General features: G+C 47.1%; 21 protein-coding genes. 9 read left to right on the top strand and 12 right to left on the bottom strand.

All coding sequences use genetic code 11. The features are described from left to right. Positions 1–386 precede the first annotated feature (386 nt). The 4 genes from ACKFKF_RS00585 to ACKFKF_RS00570 all read left to right on the top strand — a co-directional run bounded on the left by ACKFKF_RS00585 (position 387) and on the right by ACKFKF_RS00570 (position 5,417). Positions 387–1,664, top strand: a complete 1,278-nt coding sequence (locus ACKFKF_RS00585) for an aminotransferase class I/II-fold pyridoxal phosphate-dependent enzyme (RefSeq protein ID WP_446861644.1) — start codon at positions 387–389, stop codon at positions 1,662–1,664. Between the two features lie 152 nt (positions 1,665–1,816). Further along, positions 1,817–2,983, top strand: coding sequence for a hypothetical protein (locus ACKFKF_RS00580; RefSeq protein WP_446865907.1), 1,167 nt, complete (start codon positions 1,817–1,819; stop codon positions 2,981–2,983). A 28-nt stretch (positions 2,984–3,011) separates the two neighbouring features. Continuing rightward, positions 3,012–3,968, top strand: coding sequence for an NAD-dependent epimerase/dehydratase family protein (locus ACKFKF_RS00575; protein ID WP_446865906.1), 957 nt, complete (start codon positions 3,012–3,014; stop codon positions 3,966–3,968). Between the two features lie 300 nt (positions 3,969–4,268). After that, complete coding sequence (locus ACKFKF_RS00570) at positions 4,269–5,417, top strand: hypothetical protein (RefSeq protein WP_446865905.1); 1,149 nt, start codon at positions 4,269–4,271, stop codon at positions 5,415–5,417. Positions 5,418–5,960: 543 nt separating this feature from the next. Here the strand turns inward: ACKFKF_RS00570 and ACKFKF_RS00565 are convergent. From ACKFKF_RS00565 to ACKFKF_RS00540, 6 genes are all read right to left on the bottom strand, one after another. Further along, positions 5,961–6,584: a hypothetical protein gene (locus ACKFKF_RS00565; protein WP_446865904.1), complete on the bottom strand. Its 624-nt coding sequence runs from the start codon at positions 6,582–6,584 to the stop codon at positions 5,961–5,963. Positions 6,585–6,713: 129 nt separating this feature from the next. Further along, complete coding sequence (locus ACKFKF_RS00560; protein ID WP_446865903.1) at positions 6,714–7,751, bottom strand: hypothetical protein; 1,038 nt, start codon at positions 7,749–7,751, stop codon at positions 6,714–6,716. A 1,333-nt stretch (positions 7,752–9,084) separates the two neighbouring features. Then, a complete protein-coding gene (locus ACKFKF_RS00555; protein WP_446865902.1) occupies positions 9,085–10,557 on the bottom strand; it encodes a TIR domain-containing protein in 1,473 nt (490 codons plus the stop codon). A gap of 149 nt (positions 10,558–10,706) precedes the next feature. After that, positions 10,707–11,114 carry an acyl-CoA thioesterase gene (locus ACKFKF_RS00550; RefSeq protein ID WP_446865901.1) on the bottom strand — a complete coding sequence of 136 codons (408 nt, stop codon included), beginning with the start codon at positions 11,112–11,114 and terminating at the stop codon, positions 10,707–10,709. 185 nt (positions 11,115–11,299) lie between these two features. Then, a complete protein-coding gene (locus ACKFKF_RS00545) occupies positions 11,300–12,334 on the bottom strand; it encodes a threo-3-hydroxy-L-aspartate ammonia-lyase (protein ID WP_446865900.1) in 1,035 nt (344 codons plus the stop codon). Between the two features lie 51 nt (positions 12,335–12,385). After that, a complete protein-coding gene (locus tag ACKFKF_RS00540; RefSeq protein ID WP_446865899.1) occupies positions 12,386–12,691 on the bottom strand; it encodes a small RNA NsiR4-regulated ssr1528 family protein in 306 nt (101 codons plus the stop codon). 127 nt (positions 12,692–12,818) lie between these two features. Here ACKFKF_RS00540 and ACKFKF_RS00535 point away from each other — a divergent pair, with 127 nt between their 5' ends. The 3 genes from ACKFKF_RS00535 (at position 12,819) to ACKFKF_RS00525 (ending at position 15,045) form a co-directional block, all read left to right on the top strand. Then, positions 12,819–13,547, top strand: a complete 729-nt coding sequence (locus ACKFKF_RS00535) for a hypothetical protein (protein ID WP_446865898.1) — start codon at positions 12,819–12,821, stop codon at positions 13,545–13,547. A 61-nt stretch (positions 13,548–13,608) separates the two neighbouring features. Then, positions 13,609–14,052: a retroviral-like aspartic protease family protein gene (locus ACKFKF_RS00530; RefSeq protein ID WP_446865897.1), complete on the top strand. Its 444-nt coding sequence runs from the start codon at positions 13,609–13,611 to the stop codon at positions 14,050–14,052. A 264-nt stretch (positions 14,053–14,316) separates the two neighbouring features. Next, the gene (locus ACKFKF_RS00525; protein ID WP_446865896.1) at positions 14,317–15,045 is read left to right on the top strand and encodes a choice-of-anchor W domain-containing protein; all 729 of its coding nucleotides are present in this window, start codon (positions 14,317–14,319) and stop codon (positions 15,043–15,045) included. On the opposite strand, the gene ACKFKF_RS00520 is transcribed toward ACKFKF_RS00525, so the two are convergent. Beyond that, a complete protein-coding gene (locus tag ACKFKF_RS00520) occupies positions 15,042–15,284 on the bottom strand; it encodes a hypothetical protein (protein ID WP_446865895.1) in 243 nt (80 codons plus the stop codon). The two genes, ACKFKF_RS00525 and ACKFKF_RS00520, sit on opposite strands and share 4 nt — an antisense overlap. 76 nt (positions 15,285–15,360) lie before the next feature. Between ACKFKF_RS00520 and ACKFKF_RS00515 the strand changes: the two genes are divergently transcribed. After that, complete coding sequence (locus ACKFKF_RS00515) at positions 15,361–15,690, top strand: DUF3037 domain-containing protein (protein ID WP_446866006.1); 330 nt, start codon at positions 15,361–15,363, stop codon at positions 15,688–15,690. On the opposite strand, the gene ACKFKF_RS00510 is transcribed toward ACKFKF_RS00515, so the two are convergent. From ACKFKF_RS00510 to ACKFKF_RS00500, 3 genes are all read right to left on the bottom strand, one after another. Beyond that, a complete protein-coding gene (locus ACKFKF_RS00510; protein WP_446865894.1) occupies positions 15,670–16,707 on the bottom strand; it encodes a DUF1611 domain-containing protein in 1,038 nt (345 codons plus the stop codon). The genes ACKFKF_RS00515 and ACKFKF_RS00510 overlap by 21 nt on opposite strands. A gap of 180 nt (positions 16,708–16,887) precedes the next feature. Further along, the gene (locus ACKFKF_RS00505) at positions 16,888–18,078 is read right to left on the bottom strand and encodes an RNA-guided endonuclease InsQ/TnpB family protein (protein ID WP_446865893.1); all 1,191 of its coding nucleotides are present in this window, start codon (positions 18,076–18,078) and stop codon (positions 16,888–16,890) included. Between the two features lie 129 nt (positions 18,079–18,207). Beyond that, positions 18,208–18,897 carry a Uma2 family endonuclease gene (locus ACKFKF_RS00500; protein WP_446865892.1) on the bottom strand — a complete coding sequence of 230 codons (690 nt, stop codon included), beginning with the start codon at positions 18,895–18,897 and terminating at the stop codon, positions 18,208–18,210. An 80-nt stretch (positions 18,898–18,977) separates the two neighbouring features. Here ACKFKF_RS00500 and ACKFKF_RS00495 point away from each other — a divergent pair, with 80 nt between their 5' ends. After that, complete coding sequence (locus ACKFKF_RS00495) at positions 18,978–20,459, top strand: WD40 repeat domain-containing protein (protein ID WP_446865891.1); 1,482 nt, start codon at positions 18,978–18,980, stop codon at positions 20,457–20,459. Between the two features lie 70 nt (positions 20,460–20,529). Here ACKFKF_RS00495 and ACKFKF_RS00490 read toward each other — a convergent pair whose 3' ends face one another. Together ACKFKF_RS00490 and ACKFKF_RS00485 are read right to left on the bottom strand one after the other, a co-directional pair. Next, positions 20,530–21,600, bottom strand: a complete 1,071-nt coding sequence (locus tag ACKFKF_RS00490) for a dipeptide epimerase (protein ID WP_446865890.1) — start codon at positions 21,598–21,600, stop codon at positions 20,530–20,532. Continuing rightward, complete coding sequence (locus ACKFKF_RS00485) at positions 21,566–21,973, bottom strand: VOC family protein (protein WP_446865889.1); 408 nt, start codon at positions 21,971–21,973, stop codon at positions 21,566–21,568. Before ACKFKF_RS00485 ends, ACKFKF_RS00490 begins: the two co-directional genes overlap by 35 nt. Between the last annotated feature and the right edge of the window lie 57 nt (positions 21,974–22,030).

The following is a 22,030-nucleotide window of genomic DNA, read 5'->3' as shown; positions in this document are numbered from 1 at the left end:
ACTTGCATTTTGTCCATTCCTTCCGATCGCTCATTGCAACTAAATCCTGTTCGAGACCGTCCTATTGTGAGTAGTCGTACCCCCAGTCATTCACGGCTGGCTATGAGGCTCAGGCGGTCTTTTTTTGTGAATCATTAGTTTGTACCTCCTGACTTCGAGTGCTTACTGATAAGCTGTATTCAGACAATTGACGATCAAATGCATGTTTCTAATATCCAGCTTTGTATCTGATTGATAAGCGAAATCTTTCGCAGGCAAATATACTGTTGAGTCAAAGCGATCTCTTCGAGTTACCCGCAAGGGGTCGCTTCGAGTTACCCGCAAGGGGTTGCTCAGGTGGATTTTTTCAGAGGAATCGCGATCTAGAAAGGTGAGAGGAGCTAACTGTGCAAGTTGTCAAGGAGTATGTGCGGCGCTGGTACGAAAGCGGATTAGACCCCGACGAGTACATCTGCCATAAACGCCAAGGAAACTTTGTTGAAATTGAAGAGGCTGAAACGGGCAAACGCCGTACCGTTCTCACCTTTTGTACCAATGACGTTTTGGGGCTAACCCAGGAAGAATCGGTCAAACAGGCGGCGATCGATGCCATTTTGCAGTACGGAACGTCCAATAGTTCTACATCGGTACTGAGCGGTCGAATCGATCTCCACCGTCAGCTAGAAAACGAAATTTCTGCCTTCAAGCATTTGCCGAATACGCAGCTATTTCTCAACGCTTGGATGGCGATGCAGGCGCTGATGGATGCCTTTTGTCATCTGGCGATTCCGGTTCCTGGCTTTCAAAACAACCGCGAAACGCTGATCTTGACGGATGTGTTGAACCACGGCTGTATCGTGACGGCTCTGGCGAATGCGGGCACTCGTTCTGGAAAAATGTTTGGGCATAGTGCAAGGGTGCGGGTGCGGGCGTATCGTCACTGTGATGTAGAGGATCTGGCTCGAAAGCTAAAACGCTATGCTCAACCGGACGATCGCATCATGGTGGTTTCGGATGCGGTCTTCTCAATGGATGGTGACATTGCGCCTCTGCCTCAGATGTTAGACGTGTTGGAGAATTATCCAGATAGCACCCTGCTCATGGATGAGGCTCACGCGAGTGGAGCGATCGGAGCCACAGGTCGAGGCATTTACGAATACTTTGGTCTCAAGCCTCAAGATGCGATCGCGCGTGGTGTCAATCCGTTGATCATGACGACGTTTTCCAAGTTTGCGGCATCAGCGGGGGCGGCGATTAGTTCTCATGTACCGGAACTGATTCCGCTGTTGAATGTGTCCCCGACTTCGATCGGCACGATTTCGCTTCCTGCCCCGACCGCGGCCGCCGCTTTAGAGAGCATTCGTCTCGTCGCCAATCAGCCAGAACGGGTAGAGCGCTTGCAGGAAAACACGAAATATCTGCGATCGCACCTTGCGGCCAATGATTTTGTGGCGATCGGCGAAACCAACGTCGTGCCTGTGTTGTTGCCCCCCGAACTCAACCCCAAAGAATATGCTAGGGAGTTGATGGACTTTGGCATCTGGGTGTCTCCGATCTGGTTTATCGCCAAGCCTCGTATTCGGATCACCGTCAACGCCCTGCACACCAAAGAAGAGATGGATCGCTTGGTGACGGGTATGGTCAAGAGTCGCGATCTGGTTTACCAACCCACGATTAGCGCTTAGACAATTTCAGATTGGGTGTTTAATGGGTGAACAGGCGATCGCTTCTAAACGAGGGGGCGATCGCTTGTTTTATAAATTTGCGAATTCGCTCAGTCGCCTGCTAAAAGCCTGGTATATTCTTCAGCAACAACTCTAGAGGAGGTTATATACTCATGAAACCCTCTGTCAATATAAATTCTATAGACGCTGCATCATCTCCTACTTTTCAAATTATTCCTGTCACGAATTCAGCAGAACAAGCCCTATTTTTGAGAGTGCCTGATATCGTTTATGCCAACGATCGCAATTGGGTGGCTCCGCTGCGAAGTGATGTAGCCAAAAAGTTTGCGGCAGACAATCCCTTTCTTCAATACGGCAGACTTCAGCAATTTATCGCCGTTAGAAATCAGAAAGCGATCGGGCGAATTGTTGCAGCCGTTAACGATCGCTTGGTTGAAAGGGAAGGCATGGCGATCGGCATCTTTGGTTTCTTTGAATGTGTTGAAGAGTTTGAAGTGGCACAAGCTCTGTTGAATGCGGCGGGTGAATGGCTAAAAGAACAGGGAATGACGAGAGTGAGAGGCCCGATCGACCTTTCAACTCACAACAATTGTCTATTCTTGGTTGATGGATTTGACTCGCCGCCGATGGTGATGATGCCCTACAATCCCGCTTACTACCCGCAATTTTTAGAGCAAGATCATTGGCACAAAGCAAAAGATGCCTACGCTTATGATTTTCGGTTAGATAAACCGTTGCCTCCAGAGTTTGAAAAAGGCTATCAAATTGCTTGCAAATCAGGCGTTAAGTTTCGTCCTTTGAATACAAAAGAAGGATTTGAGAAAGATGCAATTAGCCTCTATCAGTTGTTTACCAAAGCCTTTTCTAATAACTGGAGTTCGACCCCGCGCACTCAGGAAGAATTTTTAGAAGAAGCAAAATCGCTGCAAAGTTTAGTCGATCCAGACGTGTTTCCGATCGCCGAATACAATGGTGAAATGATCGGCTTTTGGATGGGATTGCCTGACTATAATATTGCGCTCAAACACGTCAATGGTAAATTGAATTGGTTAGGAATCCTCAAGTTTCTCTGGCACCGTAGACAGATCGATCAAGGAAGAGTAATCGCCATCTGTTCGCTTCCAGAATTTAGGCGAAAAATGGTTCCGTTAGGGCTAATTTATTTAGGAATGACGGGCGGAATTAAAAAAGGAAAACCCTACAAACGAGCAGAACTTTCCTGGGTCTATGAAGACAATTCTCCCTCACGTAAACTGATCGAAGCGTCTGGTGGAAAGATCTACAAAACCTACCGAATGTATGAAAAAAGCTTAGTTTAACCTGATACAAAACAGAGGACTATTTCAGATGAAAGCATTTGTAACAGGGGCAAACGGTTTCACAGGGTCTCATCTCGTCAAAGCGCTAGAAAAACGAGGAGATTCTGTCATTGGATTGGCAAGAAAATCAAGTGATCTATCCCGATTGGCAGGTACAAAGGTTGAGTTGATCTATGGCGATATTACCGATCGCTCCATTCTCCAACAAGCCATTCAAAAAGTCGATGCGATCTTCCACACGGCAGCCTATGTTGAATTGGGTTTAGTCGATGCGGCCCGAATGGAACAAGTCAACGTTGAAGGCACCCGATCGCTCCTCCAAGTTGCTCAATCTTCCAACATTTCAAAGATGGTTTATTGCAGCACGATCGGCATTTTTGGTGACACTCAAGGCAAAGTCATCGATGAGACCTTTCAACGAGTTCAAAAAAACTTTTCTTCAGCCTACGATCGTACCAAATATGAAGCACAACAACTCGTTGATCAAGCCGCTGCTCAAGGCTTTCCGATCGTCAGCGTCATGCCCTCTGGAATCTTTGGACTCGACGATCCTCACTTTATGCCCGTCCTCAATTCCTTTCTCAAGGGGCGCTTAAAAGTTTGGGCAGGCGGCGATCGCATTACGGGTGTAGTTCACGTTGATGATCTGGCAGAGTTGATGATCCTCGCAGCCGAAAAGGGCAAACCGGGCGACTACTATATTGCGTCAGCGGGCGATTTATCCACTCGCGACATGTTCCAAGTTTTTAGCCAAGAAACCGGAATTTCTCCCCCATATGAAGTGCCCGAATCGATCGTGCGCGTCGTCGGAACCGTGTTAGATGGAATCGGACGATCGCTCTCCTGGCAACCCCCGATCGACCGTGAGCGAGTGCACTATGTCTACGATCGCTGTGTCCGTGTCACAGGTGCCAAAGCCAGAAAAGAACTCGGATGGAACCCACGATCGGTCGAAACAACGCTCAAAGAACTCGTCGCCAACTAATCATTACCAACGACACAATCTCTATATTCAAAATATTCAAAGAATTGAGAACAAGTAGCCGAGAGGAACCAGAAACCTGGAGATGGTCTGTGAAGGAGTTGTAAACTATCTGTGAAGTATCTGTGAAGTATCTGTAAAGTACTGATAAAAAAGTGAACTCGTAACCCGTCCATAACCCAGTCGTAACCCATCTATCCTGAACAATCCGGTAATCTAATTTTCTACCTAGAGTGCAACGGGTCGGGGCTACCTGTCTAAAATGACGCTCACGGATTTAGAGAATAATTAGGGATATCGATGATGACAAAGCTTGGCTACTTAGTGTTTCAACGCATCACCACGGTGCGTTTGCTACGTAAAGTGTGTGTACTGGCGCTGGCTGTACCATTTCTAACAAGTTCTACGATCGGTTTTGCATCGGCTAACCAAAAAGAGAACAAAGGCGGAAATGAATCATACGCGATCGGACTTTGGGGCGATTTACCCTACTCAGACGTGCAGGCGCAGACAGGCGTACCCAACCTGATTGCTGACATGAACGCGCAAAAACTAGCCTTCACAGCCCACAACGGCGACCTGAAAGCAGGCAACTCCACGCCCAACTCGGTCACGCCAACTACCTGCGACGATGCTCTCTTTATCCAGTCGCTTCGCTACTTCAACGATTTGAAAGCTCCCGCGATCTTCACACCAGGCGACAACGATTGGACTGACTGCGATCGCCCCTCAAATGGTGCATTTAACTCGCGCGAACGTCTCGATCGTCAAAGAGAACTATTCTTTAGCACAAGGTTTTCTCTTGGTCAGCGTAAACTGGCTCAGGCAGTTCAAAAAGGGCCTCTATGTCTCGGTGTAAAGGGTGCCGTGCCCTGTGTCGAAAACCGCCGTTGGGAAGTTGGTAGAGTGACTTATGCAACACTCAACATTCAGGGTTCGTGTAACAACCTGTGCGACACTGCGCCTGACCCACAGGAGTATGCAGCCCGAAATGCAGCTAATATCGCCTGGCTGAAAGAGACCTTTAGAGTGGCAAAGGCACGTAACTCGGTGGCGGTGATGTTGATTTCTCAAGCCAATCCGGGGTGGGATCTCAGCGACGGAACCAGAGCGGCTTTGCGTGACCCAAGAACCCTTGCCCAGACGGACGGACAGCCCGATGGCTTCCAAGAATTTTTATTAGCATTGCGCGCCGAGGTGGTTGCTTTTCGTAAGCCAATCGCCTACGTGCATGGTGACTCGCACTATTACCGCATTGATAGACCATTCTTGGATGCTCAAGGCAGACGGTTAGAGAATTTCACTCGTGTTGAAACCTTTGGCAATAGTGCGGCAACTGGCAACAACGACGTGCAGTGGCTCAAGGTAACGGTCAATCCGCGTAGTCGCGAGGTGTTTTCGTATCAGACGCAGATTGTTCCTGATAATCGGGTTGCGGTTCCGGCTCCGTAAGTTCATAGCTCTGATTAGCACTGTCTAATGAACAACTCCTCTCAAGGGTCATTGTGCATGGGGGGAGTTGTTTTTAATATGAACTTTTAATATGAACTTTTAATATGAATTTGATCGACTTTATTTTTAACGTGAATTCGACAAAGGTTTTCCGCTTCGTTACTCAACGCTTCTGCCCCCCAACCCCCCAAAATTGGGGGACTTTCGGGCAAAATTTCTCGTTCAAAGTCCCCCAATTTTGGGGGATTTAGGGGGCTGCCTGGATCTATAACCGCAGCGAAAGATTCCATCGAATTCACGTTATTTTTAGCATCTATTGTGGCTTTGGTGATTGTCTTGCTGTCTTTGACAAGTTGAACATTGATCTGACAGCACTTCTAATTGTGTGGTTTGGATTGTTTGTGCAGAGTAGTGTGTTTTGGAGATGTGTTTTTGCAAGCGATCGAACCAGGTTTATGGAGTCGCTAGAGCATTCTACAAACTAAAATACAATCTGTAGATTACGTCTAACCTGCACACAGAGCATATATACTTTATTGTTTACTAACAAGCAGCCTGTTCTTTGAACTCAACCTTCTTGATTTTGTCGAGAGCTTTAATAAACCCACCGAATTTTGTTTTGCCATTCAAATACCCATTACCGTTTAGAGCATCCGATACGATCGTGCCATCAAATAATGTGATCACAACTTTTATAGAAGTCACGCTAATGACGGGCGGCGGACTTGTGGTTACTTCTGTTACCTGAAATTGCTTCATGTTAGTAAAAGGAATCAATTGACCACTCACTAAAGGTAACCGAGAACCTCCACTAAAGCTGAGAGAATTTGCATCGACTGCAACTGGTGCTTGAGGATTGTCTAACGATGTAATACAGACTGTTTGGGTATATTTTGGCGCTGGTGTGTTTGTTGCAATCACATCCGGTGAAGACGATGGTTTACTGGTTGGCTTCTCAGGATTAGGGGTAACACTCGGCTCAGATGTTGGTTGAGGAGAGGCGATCTTTGCATCAGGTGTTCTCTGAATCCATGCGATTAGCACAGGGCTGGCAAATACAGCAGTCATCACTGTTCCAATCAAAGTGACGATCGCCACAAAGATAGTTGGGTCAAGTTTATTCTTCTTAGACTGATTCTCTTGATCTTCTGAAGATGTCTTAGGCATCAGTAGTCACTCTCCACCTTAAACAGATTTCTTTTAATGGTTGGTATTAGTCCATTTAAACAATACGGTGCAACAGTTTTTAGACCTGCGAGGTAGATGCAAGCTAATCAGGATCTTACAATGCAACCCTCAGAAGCGAAACTCGCGAACACGCCGATCGCCAGTAAATCGGAAAAGCGGTGTTCCCTTTTGAGTGAGTAGCGTCCGATCCTTGCCCCCTAGTCGCACTCTCACCTGCAAACCATCAAGATTCCAGTTGTCGCCACCAATTCCACCGCTAAAGGTTGTTTCCAACCTAACACCGAGAATATCTTCAGGTTGGAGGGTTGCGGGTAGAGTTCGTGATACAGACTGACTTGAGTTGTCAATCCAGCGTTTGCGATCGTTGATATTATCAAACCGGATGGAAGTACCTGTGCGTAAAATCAGTGAGAGATGGACATTATCATTGCCACCGCGCAAATCGTCACTTCCCGTATCAAACTGGACGACTAACTCATTTGGTCGGTCTGTAACGGTTGGTGGCGTAGCACGCGAGTATTTGGTATCGACAAAGTAGGCACGCCAGCGTTTGTTGGGTTCTTCTGCGTAAGTGTACATGGCACCTGCCACGTTGGGTTTGAGTGTTAAGATTCGGTTCGGGAAATTGGGGTCATACACAAAAATCGAAACATCTTCAGCATTAGCATTAAGATTGCCTGTGTAGTCACCCAAATCGTACCCGATCGCAAGTACCTGGTGGCTGCCAGGACAACCTTTTGGGCATCCACAATCGCTACCGCAGGATTGCAGACCTAGGGGTACAGGCTGTCCTCGGTCAAGACGCTGGCGCAGCTCTCCCAATCGTCCTCCCCCAAACTGAAGCCCCCAGTTGAAGAACTCGCGATTACGTGCCCCACCGGGATTGAACCCATATTCTGCCCACTTATCAATATTGCGCTCGATCGAGTTGACCTGACGATTGTAGAGATAGCTTTGCAGGGTTGTCCCTTCAGCAGGCATGAAGTCTTGCTGCGGAATTTGGCTTCGAGCATTGAAATAGTCAAGTGCAGAATAGGCCATTCCACCGCATAGCCCACTTGTTGTCCAATTGAGTTCGCTAATGAAAATGTTTTTGAAACGGTTTGTGAATTTGAAGCCGTGTTCGTTAGGTTTGAAGCGTGTCATGACAGGTGCTGCGATCGCAGAGATGGGCAGCAAGAAGCTTATAGCGCAAGCAGTGGTTGAGAAAAAAACGAGCCAACGAGTCTTCTCATAAAATTTTGAATTCTTTCCAATCGCTCTTGATTCAAGTTTAGTTTCTGTCATATCTAAACCAGCCGAATTACATTCTTTTTTATGGTTCATGGTTTCCTCCACGTTTGGTAATTCAACAATTAATTTTTGATAGGTAGATCCCCAACTAAAAGATCAACAGTGTAAGTGCTTGCAAGCAAATGATCATAGACAGACAAAACGACAGACAAAATTCCGAGCGTTCTCATTGCTGATGGGTAAATTTACTTCCAGTATGTGTCTTAGATTTAGCCTCTCGTAGTACCCTTGAGGATAATTTTTAATGGATAAGGCAACTATGCTTCAACAATCTTATAACTGCGCTTCTACAGTAAGTTGAGCAGTCTAATGACCTAATAAATGAACACTTGCCTTGAGGTTGATTCCCAAAACCTGCGAGTTATTCCGATAGCCTGCACCTAGAGCTTCCTTGAGGAATCTAAGCCGAACTACGTAAATGATACTTCGGTGCAAATCAGGGGTTGCAAAATCTTCAGTATTTCTTATAACTAAAGAGCTTTGTTTGTTCAAAATCGACAGTCAAAAAACGATCGCTCACTCTGCACTAACCGCGATCGCTCCTTCTCAAAAAATTAGGATTCCAAAAAACCAAAAATTTGTGTAAGATATTCCGCAGGTGGATCAAGCGCCCCGAAATCTGATCTAGGAAATCAGACTCCGAGGACTTCCATCTAAAGTTATACCAAATTCACTAGTTACTGATACAGATCCTCGCCCCCTAAATCCCCCATTTTGGGGGACTTTGAAACGGCTTTCCTGATAGGTTTTTTTCAAATCTGAGAGATGGAAATCGGTTAATTAACTGATTTTTATGAGTATCGTTTGTTGGTTGATTTGGTATTAGGCGTAATAACTTCAGAGGCGTATGTGATTGTACACCGTCAGCTTTGCGGAAGTATCGGATTCTCAAAGTCCCCCAGAATGGGGGATTTAGGGGGCGAAGGATCTATAGCATTAACAAATTGATTGGGTATGACGTGAATTCGATGAAATTGTTCGATACGGTGATTAATCCGGGTAGCCCCCTGAATCCCTCAATGCTGGGGGACTTTGAACCGGGAATCTGATCTAAAAGTCCCAAAATTGGGGGGTTGGGGGGCAGAAGGGCTGATAACGAAGCGATAAATCTCATCGAATTCGGATCATAGCCAACAGAATATAGCCAACAGAGAAGATGTAGAATTCATTAAAGTCTGCGTCTTCTCTAACGCGGTAAAGGAAGGGACTGCGATCGGATCTCTTCTACCTCCAAGGCTGGCTTATCTTCTAGTCCTGACAGCGCACCCACTTGAATAACCATCGCTTTCTCGTCGGCCAGTCTTGTAAAAGGCTGAATCGCTTTAATTTGCACCCCTGCCCGAATCAAGGTATAGGCCACCAGTTTGACATTATCTTCACTAACATTTTTGCCATAGAAAAGAATGTTAATTGGAATGTCAGTCACTTCTGGTTTTTTAATCTCCAGGTTAAATCCCAGTTTGGTTAGCGTTGCTTGTAGTGCTTCTGGGTCAACATCTTTGGGATAGTATTCAACTGTAATTGGCTGAGATTTCTGCACCATGATTTGAGTTTGGTCAGGCGCAGCAGGGGTTGTAGAAGGCATCGGAGAGGGTACAGGAGCGATCGTTTCAGATGAGGGCGTTGTCTCGGCGATCGAGCTTCCATCCGTTTGAGCCGCAAGTTTTTCAATAGTTTGACGATAGCTGTCGTTAGCCTTTTTGATCTGCTCGACTCGATAATCTTGTTCTGCGGGAGAACTGGCCAACAGATCTTCGACTCCTTTATCAGTAAAGCCAAACTTCTTAAGTTGTTTGATCAAAACGGTTTTGTCTTGATTGAGTCTTCGCTGCTGTAGATTTAGCCCCTCGATCTGGCTCTTTCTAGCTTCAATATTGGTGTTGAGTTGTTGGATTTGTTGATTGCGTTCGTCGATCGTTTGATTGGCTTGATGAACTGCGAATACGATCGCAACGGTTGCACTGATCAAACTCGCCAAAGAGAGAATCGCGCTCAACCGAACGATCTGTTTTGCTCTACGGCCTACGTCTGCAAGTCGCTGATCGGCCGCCTCAACTTCACGACTTTTGGTAATGTATTTGTGCTGTAACTCTGTCGGTATCAGCTCTTTCTTTCCTGATTGTGCTAACCATTCTTCAGTCGATTTCAAATCTTTTCCGCGCAAGAGAAATCCGTCATCGCGTCCGTGTTCCCATTCGATCGCTCGACGCAGTAACCGAGTGTGAGCTTGCACATGCGCTAAATCGGTATTAATTGCTTTAATCAGCTTGCGAAATGCAATGTTAAAGTCATCATTTTCTCTAAAAAAGATCCAATTCAACTCGGCTAAAACTGGGTGTACGCCTGTTGCTTCGCGACGAACGATCGGAATAATGCGTTTATTTAATGCGATCGCTTGTTCGAGTTCCTTGATACATTCTTTAGAAGCAGCCGAATCAGGCGTAATCACAAAAATAAAGGTGTCTGCATTCTCAATGCCGTGCGCGATCGCTTTGCGCCATTCTTCCCCAGCCGGAATGTCTTCCCAATCGATCCACGGATCGCGGTTGAGTTTGCGAAAGGCAGCATCCAGGATTTGAACAAATTCCTTATCTCGACGAGAATAAGAAATAAACAGATCATTCCTGCGCAGGATAGAGGGCGAATTAGTAGAGGGCATCAGAGTTTCCTCTCTAGCAGGAGGTCTTGACTAGATACAGGGGCAAACGTGCAATTCACGGAGAAGGTCGATCGTAAAGTTCTCCAATCTTGCCCAATCTGATAGAGAAATTAGCAAAACTTGTGACTCCGCAACATCCAAGCTGTGATTTAGGGAGAAACTATGCCAAATGCAGTCAAAAAATCTTTGGGAATCGGTCGAGGGCGCATTGTTTCATCGACCCAAACCCATAGCGCTTTTGCCGTTACTAACAACATTTCTTCACCCTGTCTCCGAATCTCATAGTGGCGTGTGGCGCGAGTGCCCTTCATGGTGTCTAGCCAAGTTTTGATTTCTAAATTGTCACCTGCGATCGCCGAACTCAAATATTCAATCTCAACTCGCCGCAGCACAAAAACGCCACCCAGTTCTCTGTATCGTTCTAGCGAAAAGCCCAGATGTTCAGAATGCTCGATCGCCGCCTGTTCTAAATAATGTTGATAAACTGCATTATTAACATGTCCTAAAGCATCCATTTCATAATGTCGAACTCGAAGCTGTGTAATAAAAGTCTGCATAAGAAAAGTGATATCAATTCAATAAAGTTTTTCGCTTCATTGTTTAGCGCTACTGCCCCCCAACCCCCCAAAATTGGGGGACTTTAAGACAAGAATTCCAGTTCAAAGTCCCTCACTTGTGGGGGATTTAGGGGGCGTTCCCGAATTTGCAGTCGGAGCGAAGTATTTCGTCGAATTCACGTTAATTAACTCAACTCTTGGGCCAGAGGCAGTCGAGGCGTACGTTTGGTTTTGGAATTTGTTTTAGAGAAGAGTTTGCTGGCTTCCTTGAGATCAACATTGCCGCCACTGATAATCACGCCAATCCGCGCATCAGGAACCGAAATAATGCCTTCGAGTAAAGCAGTCGCGGCCAAGGCTCCAGTTGGCTCTACCACAAGTTTCATCCGCTCCCACAAAAAGAACATCGATCGCACGATCGCCGCCTCTGAAACCGTCACCATATCCTGCACATAATGCAAAATCAAAGGAAAGGTCAGATTTCCCAAACTGGTAGAACGGGCCCCATCCGCGATCGTGGTCGGATTCTCAACCGTTTGCAGCGTGCGACTATAGAACGATCGCGTAGCATCGTCGGCTTTTTTGGGTTCAACTCCGATCACTTGACAGTGAGGAGACAGCGTGTGAGCAGCGATCGCGCATCCCGAAATCAGCCCACCTCCGCCACAGCAGACCAGCAAAATATCCAATTCTCCGACTTCTTGAATCAACTCTTGAGCCACTGTCCCCTGTCCCGCAATCACGGGCGCATAGTCAAATGGGGGAATCAGGGTTGAGCCTTGTTCAGCAGCAATTCTCTGCGTCACTTCTTCGCGTTTTTGAGTGGTGCGATTGTAGAAAATAATATCGGCTCCATACCCACGGGTCGCAGCTTGCTTAACCGCAGGCGCATCATCGGGCATGACGATCGTGACGGGAATCTGCAAAATTTGTCCCGCCAGCGCCAACGCCTGAGCGTGATTACCTGAAGAAAAGGCCAGAACGCCCCGATTTTTCTGTTCGTCAGACAACAGCGACAGTGCGTTAAAGGCTCCCCGAAATTTGAAAGAGCCAGTCCGCTGAAAGTTTTCGCACTTAAAAAAGACCTGACTGCGCGTGCGATCGTTCACCATTGTCGAAGTCAAAACGGGAGTCCGATGAGCCGTTCCCAACAGTCGGCTGGCGGCAGCTTCGATGTCAGAGTGAGCGATCGCGGGCAAAGACAAGGATTGATCAGTCATGGGATAGCTGGCGGTTCAAACTGCGCCTACAGGTCGTTGATTTCCCGCCCTTTATTTCCCACCGTAATAGAAGGCGACTTCTTTCTCTTTGAGAGGGGCAAAGTCGGCTGCGGTGAGCATTTGGTTGAGTTCGTCTTGGGGAATGTGCTTTGCGCCAATTCGGACGATTCTAGAGCGCATTGTATTAGAAACACCGCTCCGCTGACGACCCGCTTCTAGCCCCATGACTTTGGTATAAAGGTCAAGCTTGGCGGTCGGAATAGGCGAACCGTCGAAATCAATGCCCTGAGCGATCGCAACATCGATCGCATCTGCGCCCGTCGTGGACTGCATCTCTGAATTTGTTTGGGGTGACATGTGAAGAGTGATCAAAACTTACAAAGGTATCTTACCAAGCAATGCACACTCCACTCATTTGAGAAAGCAGCGATTCAAGAGTCGCAACAGATACACTGCTAGTAAGAGTTTGGATTGCCCTTTTCCCATGTTCAAAGTTATTACACCTGGATTTTCTCAAACCTACGATCGCTGGACAGATGCTCTCGAAGCAGGCAAATTGTTAATTCCAAAATGCAAGTGGTTTAGCGATATCCGCATTCTGGAAAATGGAGAATTGGTCTGGGTATACAGTCGATCACATAAATTTCCTCAATTTGTCGGGCCGGGAACCTACGATCGTTTGGCAGAAAAGTTCTTAATCGAAACCAGCGAGATAGAAATTGACTCAAATCCAGAACCCGCTCAATCAGGAGACACACTGGTTCAACAAGTTCAACCAACAGAGACGGGAGCAGTCTACACACAGGTCACAATCACAAATTCTGCTGATCAAGAAATGATCAAGCGTGGAGTGCTTGCCCCACAACAGCTTCGCCAATATCAGGGACGGGCATTGATCGATACGGAAGTCGTCAGGTTAGTTATTCCTCAAACAGTGGCAGAGCAGTTGGGTTTACGAATTCGCAGTCAGCAGCTTGCTCGATTTGCCGACGGATCTGAAGAACTGGTAGGCGTTACAGAAGGCATCATGATTGAATGTGAAGGACGCAGTACGACTGATGAAGCACTCGTGGTTGGTGATGAAATCTTGATCGGTCAAGTAATTTTAGAAAAGTTAGATCTCCTGCCAGATTACAAAAATCAATGCTTAATTCCCGCCAATCCTGATTATCCGGTGGCGATTATCAAGCGATCGTCTCCCTCCAAACAATAGAAAGACAACCAACTTGGTAGAAACAGGATGCAATTAGGAACTCTCTATAGAGGAGAAAACAATGGTTAAATCAACAGACAAATCAACAGATATGGGAGCAGTTCATACTCAAGTTACACTAACCAATGCAGTCGATCAGGGGATGGTCGATCGAGGCGTGCTTGCCCCTCGCCATCTTGGGCAATATCGAGGACGGGCATTAGTCGATACGGGAGCGGTAATGTTAGTCATTCCTCAAAAGGTTGCGGAGCAATTGGGTTTACGAATCCGCGGTCAACAGCTTGCTCGATTTGCCAATGGGTCTGAAGAACTTGTCGGTGTTACAGAATCGATCATTGTCGAATGCGAAGGGCGTAAAACCGCAGATGAGGCACTCGTGGTTGGTGACGAAATTCTCATTGGTCAAGTGATTCTAGAGAAGTTGGATCTCTTGCCAGATTGCAAAAATCAACGCTTGATTCCTAATCCTGCTAATCCTGATTATCCGGTGGCGATTATCAAGTAGCGATTTGCTCCACCAATCAAGCCACATCTTAAACGTCACTTTCATAAACATCAGTGCATTTATGGAACTGGTTACCCGATCGCTCTAGTCAACAAAGAATGTCTAAACGTTTTGTAAGTCGCGATCGGGCTGTTGCCACTCGTTTGTATGTTTGCAAAGCCAATGCGAAAGGAACGTGAAGATTTTCTAGATTAGCCTGAAAACCAGAAATATTCGGGCAAATTAAAATTACATCGTTTGTCATATCTGATACTAAGTACATCCATGATCAAACCCCACCAGTTACTCGTTGCGCTTGTATTGTCTACAACAGGTTTAGCTGCCAATTCTCTAAACGCCAAAGCTGCGACGATCGTTCCCCAAACCACGTTGACCGATACAGGGTTTGAGCAGCTCATTACCACAGGCAAATTTACAGAATCCTTTGTGGCTCAAAGTCGCATCGGCAATAATGCCACCAACGGCACTCAAGAAATCGATCTCCTAAACCCTAAAAACAATCTATTGCCCGTCGATCAAAAACAACGTCAGTGGACAAGTGGGCAAGCGGTTGATTTCTCTTTGGAGTATGACGGCTCTTTGGTGAAATACATCGTCGGCAATCAAACTATCAGCAGTAATGTATTTAGTGGAGCTGTGAGCGATATCTTCTTCCGCACTCGTGCTGCCGCTAACAGCAGTATGTTATTGAGCAATCTAGTTTTCAGCGATGCCAAGTCCACAAATCTAGCAATCACGAATGTGCTGTCGTCTGGTTCTACCTCCAGCGATGTTGATTATCTGCAATTAAGCAAGATATCGGGCGCATTCAAGCTAACTGGTAAATCGACGATGACCTGGGCAGGAAACAGACCCAACAATTCTGCGCTGGCCTATCAGCTTAAAGTGGGCACCACTCCCATCCAAAAGAAAGTCCCCGAACCGGGAACGATCGCCGCCCTCATGCTCATAGGGTTAGCGATCGCAGGCAGCAAGAAAGCCAAAGCGGCCTAAAGACAGTCGCGATCGACGCGATCAATCTGCACATCAAACATTACAACAAAGGTGCCGTCGGGAATCTGTTGCCGTAAAAAGTACATATGACCGTCGGCATCGGCGCGTTTGTGAAAGCGATCGACCACCACTCGCTGCATCCTCGGTAATAAGCGAACGATCGCCCAACACTTCAATCGCTCCCGATAGGTCACAGAAATCTCTGACGCAAAATCACTACGATCGGCGTTGTATGTCATGATTTACTTACCTAAAGTTTGCAGCCGTGCAGTTGCAGACTCTTGGCGGGGCGTGTAACCGCACTTCAGTTTTCTAATAGCCGTAATTGTTTGCTGTGCGCCTCGAAAGTTTCTCAAAGCCCAGATCGAATTAGATGAACAGCGATTGAGTGCGATCCATCCCCAGGTAGAGCTTGAAACTATTCGTGACCATCTGGCGGTAATTCCTCTGATTTGTGTGGGAGGGTTGCCAGCGGGTGCGATCGGTCAACTGCCTTTGAGAGAGCGTTTTTATTGGCTGGTAGCGTCTCGAAGTACCATCATTCAGACTTCACGGGTGCATACTGGACTTTGCCAAGATCTGCCTGCCGTTCTTGACCGTCTCCTGGATAAAATGGTGCGCCCGTCACACGACTGCATTCAATAACACATCGGCACCATCGCGAACGGGATCAGTGCAGGGCAGTCCGGTTTGTTGTTGAGTTTGAGCGATCGCGTCCCTCGCTGCTGCTTCATCCAAATGGGCTGTATTCAATGCAATGCCTGCAACTTTTGTCGGTGCAAATGATCCGCCTGCGGCTGCCACCGTTTCATAGAGGTGAATTACAGTTTCAAGCGGTGGAATGGCAAAATCAGGAAAGGTGCGAATGTGAGTTTGTCCGGCTCGATGCACCAAAATCAAATGGGTCGCCTGACTGCCTCGAATTAGCGGTAACGTTGCGGTTGAAGCCGGACTGAGTAGAGAACCCTGTCCTTCAATGTGCAAAATGTCTGCCTGATTGCCATGACGCATCACCAACTGTTCGACTGCTCCAGACGCAAAATCCACCCGAATTGCATCTAACGGAATGCCATCGCCCGCGATCATAATGCCAGCCTGACCTGTGCCCAAAAAGCGCGATCGCAGCCCTCGTTTTTGAGAAGCCCGATGTAATTCTAAACTCGTCGCCATTTTGCCAACGCCCATATCCGTCCCCACGGTAAGAACTCTGAGACAGGGAAGCGATCGCGCCACTCCACTTCCTACTTTTAACCCCGATGGCTCTTGCCGAATGTCCCAAATCCACTGCCCTGGTTGTAATTGATTTTGCAGTTCAGGAATTGCCGACATTCGCGTATGCAAACCGTTCATAATCGACATGCCAGCCGCGATCGCTTCCTTCAGTTCCGAGAGCCAAGCATCGGGCAACCGTCCGCCAGACGGCGCGATACCAATGGCTAATACCGTCGGTTGATAGGCTAGTGCATCTAAAACAGAGGCTACGATCGGCGCATCACAGGGAATATTCGTAAGCGATTGCAACGATTCTCCTGCACAGTCTGCATCAATGACAGCGGCGATCGTGTCTGGCCGATAGCGAATTAGAGCCAGTCCCGTTTTTCCCTGAGTTCCCCGAATGCCTTCATGGAGAAGAACTGCAACCCGATCGATGTCCGTCAGCATAAACTAAACTTGGTCAGGATCAATACCTAATTCTCTCAGACGAGTGGCAAGGCGATCGGCCCGTTGACGTTCTTCTTCGGCTTGCTGTTGAGCGACGTGGGCTAACTCCTCAGCTAACAAAACCAGATTGCCTTGTGAGTCTTGACACTCCCCGGCGTGAACGCACGGGGATTCTTTAATCTACGAGCCAACTTGCTCAAGCAGGATTGCTCCAGCCAAAGTAGAGGTCGATTCTCCTAAAGCGTTGCTTGGTTCAAGACCAAAGGTTCCGGTATGCCCTACCGTACCCAACCCCCGGCTGAGGATGTTTCTCGCTGCATTATGGTCTCTATCCAACACACACCCACACCGACAAACATGAGTGCGCGTACTCAAAGCTTTCCTGACCACTTCACCGCAGCGAGAGCATTCTTGGCTGGTGTATTGAGGATTCACGGCTATCGTGATTCGTCCAAACACCTTTCCAAAGTATTCAATCCAGACTCGGAACTGATACCAAGATGCGTCGTTAATCGACTTGGCAAGACAATGATTCTTCGCCATATTTTTGATTCTCAAATCTTCGTAGGCGACTACATCGTTAGATGTGATGACGCACCGCGCCAGCTTAATGGCATGGTCTTTACGCTGCCGACTTATTTTGAGATGGCGCTTACCTAAAACCTGTCTTGCTTTCCGCCTGTTGTTTGACCCCTTCACCCTGCGAGAAACACGTTTTTGGGAACGCTTGAGAACTCTTTCACCTTTACGGAGAAAGGTCGGATTCTCAATCCTTACGCCCTCTGAGTCAGTGTAGTACTCTTTCAAGCCCACATCTAACCCGATAGTGTTTCCCGATGGCTCTAGCATCTCTGAACGATTCACATCTACGCAGAACTGAACGTATACGCCATCTGCCCGTTTTACCAATCTCACCCGTTTAATTTGGTCAGGTTGATAGAAATGCAAATCGCGGGTTCCTTTCAGTTTCAAGCGCCCAATGTTCTTTTTGTCCGTGAACGTGATGAACTTCTTATCGTCTGCCAACTTCCATCCAGAGGTTTTGTACTCAACCGAGCGACAATCTTTTTGGAATTGCGGAAACCCTTTCTGACCGGGGATTCCTTTCTTGCAGTTTTCAAAGAACCGATTGATGGATGACCAGGCTCGTTCTGCACTGGCTTGCCGAGCCATGCTGTTAAGTTCATTTGCAAACGGGAAATTCTTTGCTAACACCGCGCAGTATTTTTGCAAATCGTTTTGTCCTGTCCCCTTAACATCCATCCACAGCCGAATACAGCTATTTCGGATGAATTGGGCAGTGCGAATTGCTTCGTCTACTGCTTTGAACTGGCTTGATTTCCCGTATGTTTTGAACTCTAAGACCAGCATCGTTTTGACCCACCCACGATATTCTTATATTAGCACAGTCAATATAAGATGTATAAGATGTGTTGAAAATCTCTTGGTCTGCTGCCTGAGAGATTGGCGCGATAGCGCCGTTGCTCTGCATCCCCGTCCTCAAGGAGCGGGGCTCTCCGCAAAATCTCGGTAAAGTCGCAACCAGGAACAGCCTCCCGTCGGAGGTTCTCGCCGAATACTCCCGTGCCAATTGCCCAACCAGAGTCCAAGTTTTTCAGACCAGAGCCATCCTTGAGAATTGGGAGTCAAAGGCTGATAACGCTGTGAAGCATCCAAATGCCAACCTTGTAGAGAGGTGGGGTCAAATGGATTGTAGACAAAGTAGTCTGCGGTGCGAAAGGTGCGTTCGTAGAGGTGTCTTTTCTCGTTGAGGTCGATGTTAGCAGTAGATGGGGACATGAATTCGACGATCACATCAGGGTAGCGTCCTTGTTCTTCCCAGGTAATCCAACTGCGCCGCTCTCGATCGCCATCCACCTCCAGAGCCACAAAGTAGTCGGGCCCTCGAAAGTCTCGATTCATGGCTTGGTTTTGGCTGTAGTAGACAAACATGTTGCCGCCTGCAAAGTAGTCTGTCCGGTGACTGAGGGCTTGTAGGGTCGAGTCAATCAACACATTCATGGCGATGCGGTGGCGGTTGCTTTCCAAGGGTTCTCCGTCGTCGTAAGGAAGATCGGTGGGCGGTGACGGAAATTCCCATTCTGGGTCAGGCTCAGGATCAGGCTCGTAACCAGCGAGAAGGGGTTCTTGGGGGTTGAGCGGGTTGGTCAGGATAGGTTCGAGTGACATAGCCGTTCTCCTGTGTGTCACAGTCTCTTTTTAGTATAAGAACTGGGTACGTTAAAGCAAGATGTTAATCACACAGCAAAATGTTAATTCAACGAACGAGCGTTATTGTTGCAGTGTTATTTTTTGCGATCGCAACCCCGTCACTGCTGCATTCTCAATATGAACCTGGGCGGGCTGTAGCGACTAACGTAACAGAACTTGCACAACAATTACCCGTTTCTGCTAAAGAAGAATATGTCACTCGTTTATTTAATTCATCTGGTAAAAAACTCGCTGAGTTTGAAGGAAAGATATATCGCTTTAGTCCAGACGGGCGACAATTGCTAACAGAATCAGGGTTTGGGCTGGGACGCTTTTACTTGTTTGATCTATCTGGTAAAAAACTAATGCAACTTGAAGGAAGCGCACCAGAGTTTAGCCCAGATGGACAACGAATCATTTTAGGAGATAAAGGTTATTTTCAGCTATACGATTCACTAGGGCGCAAGCTGGCTCGACTACCGGGAAGAAGTTCCTCATCGCACATGTTCAGTCCAGATAGTCAACGAGTTGTCACGCTTACAGACGATAGTGCCTATTTGTTTGATGCTTCAGGTCGGCAACTGGCTCGAATGCAAGGGTTATTTCTTGACCTTTATAGTGGGTTTGATGCAGATGGGAAACGACTGATTCTAAATCGATTAGATTCCACAACTTGTAATTTGTTTAACTCAGCGGGTCAGACGATCGCTCAATTGCCAAAAGCATGTTCAGGGGTTAGTCCCAAAGGGCAAAAGTTTTTCTCCGCGGTGGGGACGTGGGATGAACCATTCCTTCATCTGTATGACTTTTCGGGTAAGAAGATCGCTCAACTATCAGGTTTTTTTAGCATCTTCGATCGCAGTGAACAATTCATTCTGACTACTGATTTTAGAGGAGACTCAAGCTACTTGTACAATTCGGCTGGCAAAAAAATTGCTCAACTACGAGGGAGAAACGGGAGATTTAGTGCGAGTGGTAAGCGTTTGGTGACCGTTTTAGGCAATACAGTTTATCTATATGATGTGTCAGGAAAAGAACTTGCTCGCTTGCCAGGAAATTATGCTGCTTTCCTACCGCAGGGCGATAAAGTTGTAACCTTTCTAACTGGAAAGAACAAACAACCCAATGATATTTCTGGTGGACAAAGCCGCTTGTTTGATGGCTCTGGTCGAGAACTTGCCAAAATGGCTGGAGATCTTTCTCCGGCTGAAATGATTTTATATGGGGCTGGTGGCACTCCACTCCCTTCGGAAGCAATTTACAGCAAATCTTTCTCATTCTCAAGCCCGGATGGACAACGTTTAATTACAAGTGATTCTCAGAAAAGCTATCTCTATGATTCATCCGGTAAACAAGTTGCTCAACTACCAGGACTTGCTCCAGAGTTTAATTCAACTGGTCAATTAAGTACTACTTCAAAAGAGAAGATTTACTTATTTAATCGCTCAGGTATCAAGGTAATGGAAGTTCAGGGCGAGTTTAAAGTTTTTAGTCCTGATGGTCAGCACTTGGCGATCGTCGAAAAAAGGGAAAAGCCGTAACTTGCTCTTGAACGTTTTGAATGGATTATCAACTTGTAAGTTATCAACTTGTAAGCTTCTCAAAGTGCGATTAGTGGTTTCTCAGTTTTACGCCGATGCCGGGGAGATTAGTCGGGACGACGCGCCCGTTTTGGAAGGTGGCCCCGATGAAGGGATCATCCGATAAATTCAAATGGCTGTCTAAGTCGAGGTGATCGGCTAATGGGGACAAGTGAGAAAGGGCGGTGTTGAGTAACAAACTGTCAGAATAGCAGCCAAACATCACCTTAAAGCCAAAGGCTCTGGCCGCGTGAATCATGCGTAACGCTTCTGACAGACCGCCTGACTTCATGAGTTTGATATTGATGCCGTGAGCGCGATCGACCAACAACGGCAAATCCCGACTCGTCCAGCAGCTTTCGTCCACAAAGATCGGCAACGGGGACTGATAGTAAAGCTTGGCTAGATCAGCTTCTTGTCCTTTGGGTAACGGTTGCTCAATGTAAGTTACGCCTTGATCTGCCAGCCAGAATGCCATTTTGAGCGCGGTTTCTACTGTCCAGCCGCCATTGGCATCAATACTGATTTGCGAAATTTGAGGAGCCGCTTCTTTGACGGCCAGCAACATGGCTCGATCGGCTTCGATTCCTTCTGGACTGCCCAATTTCACCTTCAAGGCTTGAATTCCGAGAGAGGGTTCGGTAACCGTGCCTTTGCCTAACCAATCTAATACTCGCTGTCTTGCGGCTTCTGGAGAACTGATGCCGATCGTCACTGAAGTCGGAACAATCTTCTCTCTTTCCAAGCCCCACAGTTGCCAGAGCGGGAGGTTGATGGCTTTGCCTACCCAATCATGTAGGGCGACATCGAGCGCGGCACAGGCGGCAGAGGGCAGGTGAGACTGCTGGGCTAGTTGGTCGATGCGGCTACGTTCGAGGGGATGCAAGGATTTAAGTAGGGGTGCGATCGCTTGGAGAGACCGCGCAATTTTCTCGGTGGTTTGGGGCTGTTCTCCGATCGAAAACGGCGACGCTTCTCCCCAGCCTTCGATGCCATCTTGCTCAATTCTGATCAGGACATTTGTGGTTTGGGCAGTGGTTCCGCGACTAATGGTGAGGGCAAACCGCTTATGAACGGTAAAGGTTTGGATCTGAATTTGCATTGTTAGAGAGTTCGATTAAATTGCCGTCAGGGTCACGCAGATAAATCGAGAGAAGGTTGCCCGTTGCGCCTGTTCGCTCAATCGGCTCTCCGAGAATGTCTACCTGGCACGATCGTACATGACGAATGATCTGCTGCATCGGGATTTGGGTGATGAAACACAAATCAGCAGAACCGGAGGTTGGATGGAGTGCTTTTGGCTCAAATTCTTGACCAACCTGATGTAAATTGATTTTCTGACAACCAAACTTTAGGGCTTTACGATTCTGTCCAAATGTAATGACTTGCATTCCTAAAACTTTTGTATAAAATTCGCAAGTCACTTCAATATCTTGAACAGTGAGAACTAAATGATCGAAGCGATCGACGTTCATAAAATTTTTGTATTACTTAATCACGGCAACTGGATAATCAAGATTCTTTGGATTGGG

Source organism: Phormidesmis sp. 146-12, assembly GCF_052939495.1.
The sequence above is the reverse complement of the archived record's forward strand: the minus strand, read 5'-3'. Positions and strand labels throughout refer to the sequence as shown.

Excerpts from the sequence above, each read along its gene's own strand:
- ACKFKF_RS00580 (WP_446865907.1), top strand. The coding sequence starts at position 1,817 with ATGAAACCCTCTGTCAATATAAATTCTATAGACGCTGCATCATCTCCT.
- ACKFKF_RS00575 (WP_446865906.1), top strand. The coding sequence starts at position 3,012 with ATGAAAGCATTTGTAACAGGGGCAAACGGTTTCACAGGGTCTCATCTC.
- ACKFKF_RS00570 (WP_446865905.1), top strand. The coding sequence starts at position 4,269 with ATGACAAAGCTTGGCTACTTAGTGTTTCAACGCATCACCACGGTGCGT.
- ACKFKF_RS00565 (WP_446865904.1), bottom strand. The coding sequence starts at position 6,584 with ATGCCTAAGACATCTTCAGAAGATCAAGAGAATCAGTCTAAGAAGAAT.
- ACKFKF_RS00560 (WP_446865903.1), bottom strand. The coding sequence starts at position 7,751 with ATGACACGCTTCAAACCTAACGAACACGGCTTCAAATTCACAAACCGT.
- ACKFKF_RS00555 (WP_446865902.1), bottom strand. The coding sequence starts at position 10,557 with ATGCCCTCTACTAATTCGCCCTCTATCCTGCGCAGGAATGATCTGTTT.
- ACKFKF_RS00550 (WP_446865901.1), bottom strand. The coding sequence starts at position 11,114 with ATGCAGACTTTTATTACACAGCTTCGAGTTCGACATTATGAAATGGAT.
- ACKFKF_RS00545 (WP_446865900.1), bottom strand. The coding sequence starts at position 12,334 with ATGACTGATCAATCCTTGTCTTTGCCCGCGATCGCTCACTCTGACATC.
- ACKFKF_RS00540 (WP_446865899.1), bottom strand. The coding sequence starts at position 12,691 with ATGTCACCCCAAACAAATTCAGAGATGCAGTCCACGACGGGCGCAGAT.
- ACKFKF_RS00535 (WP_446865898.1), top strand. The coding sequence starts at position 12,819 with ATGTTCAAAGTTATTACACCTGGATTTTCTCAAACCTACGATCGCTGG.
- ACKFKF_RS00530 (WP_446865897.1), top strand. The coding sequence starts at position 13,609 with ATGGTTAAATCAACAGACAAATCAACAGATATGGGAGCAGTTCATACT.
- ACKFKF_RS00525 (WP_446865896.1), top strand. The coding sequence starts at position 14,317 with ATGATCAAACCCCACCAGTTACTCGTTGCGCTTGTATTGTCTACAACA.
- ACKFKF_RS00520 (WP_446865895.1), bottom strand. The coding sequence starts at position 15,284 with ATGACATACAACGCCGATCGTAGTGATTTTGCGTCAGAGATTTCTGTG.
- ACKFKF_RS00510 (WP_446865894.1), bottom strand. The coding sequence starts at position 16,707 with ATGCTGACGGACATCGATCGGGTTGCAGTTCTTCTCCATGAAGGCATT.
- ACKFKF_RS00505 (WP_446865893.1), bottom strand. The coding sequence starts at position 18,078 with ATGCTGGTCTTAGAGTTCAAAACATACGGGAAATCAAGCCAGTTCAAA.
- ACKFKF_RS00500 (WP_446865892.1), bottom strand. The coding sequence starts at position 18,897 with ATGTCACTCGAACCTATCCTGACCAACCCGCTCAACCCCCAAGAACCC.
- ACKFKF_RS00495 (WP_446865891.1), top strand. The coding sequence starts at position 18,978 with ATGTTAATTCAACGAACGAGCGTTATTGTTGCAGTGTTATTTTTTGCG.
- ACKFKF_RS00490 (WP_446865890.1), bottom strand. The coding sequence starts at position 21,600 with ATGCAAATTCAGATCCAAACCTTTACCGTTCATAAGCGGTTTGCCCTC.
- ACKFKF_RS00485 (WP_446865889.1), bottom strand. The coding sequence starts at position 21,973 with ATGAACGTCGATCGCTTCGATCATTTAGTTCTCACTGTTCAAGATATT.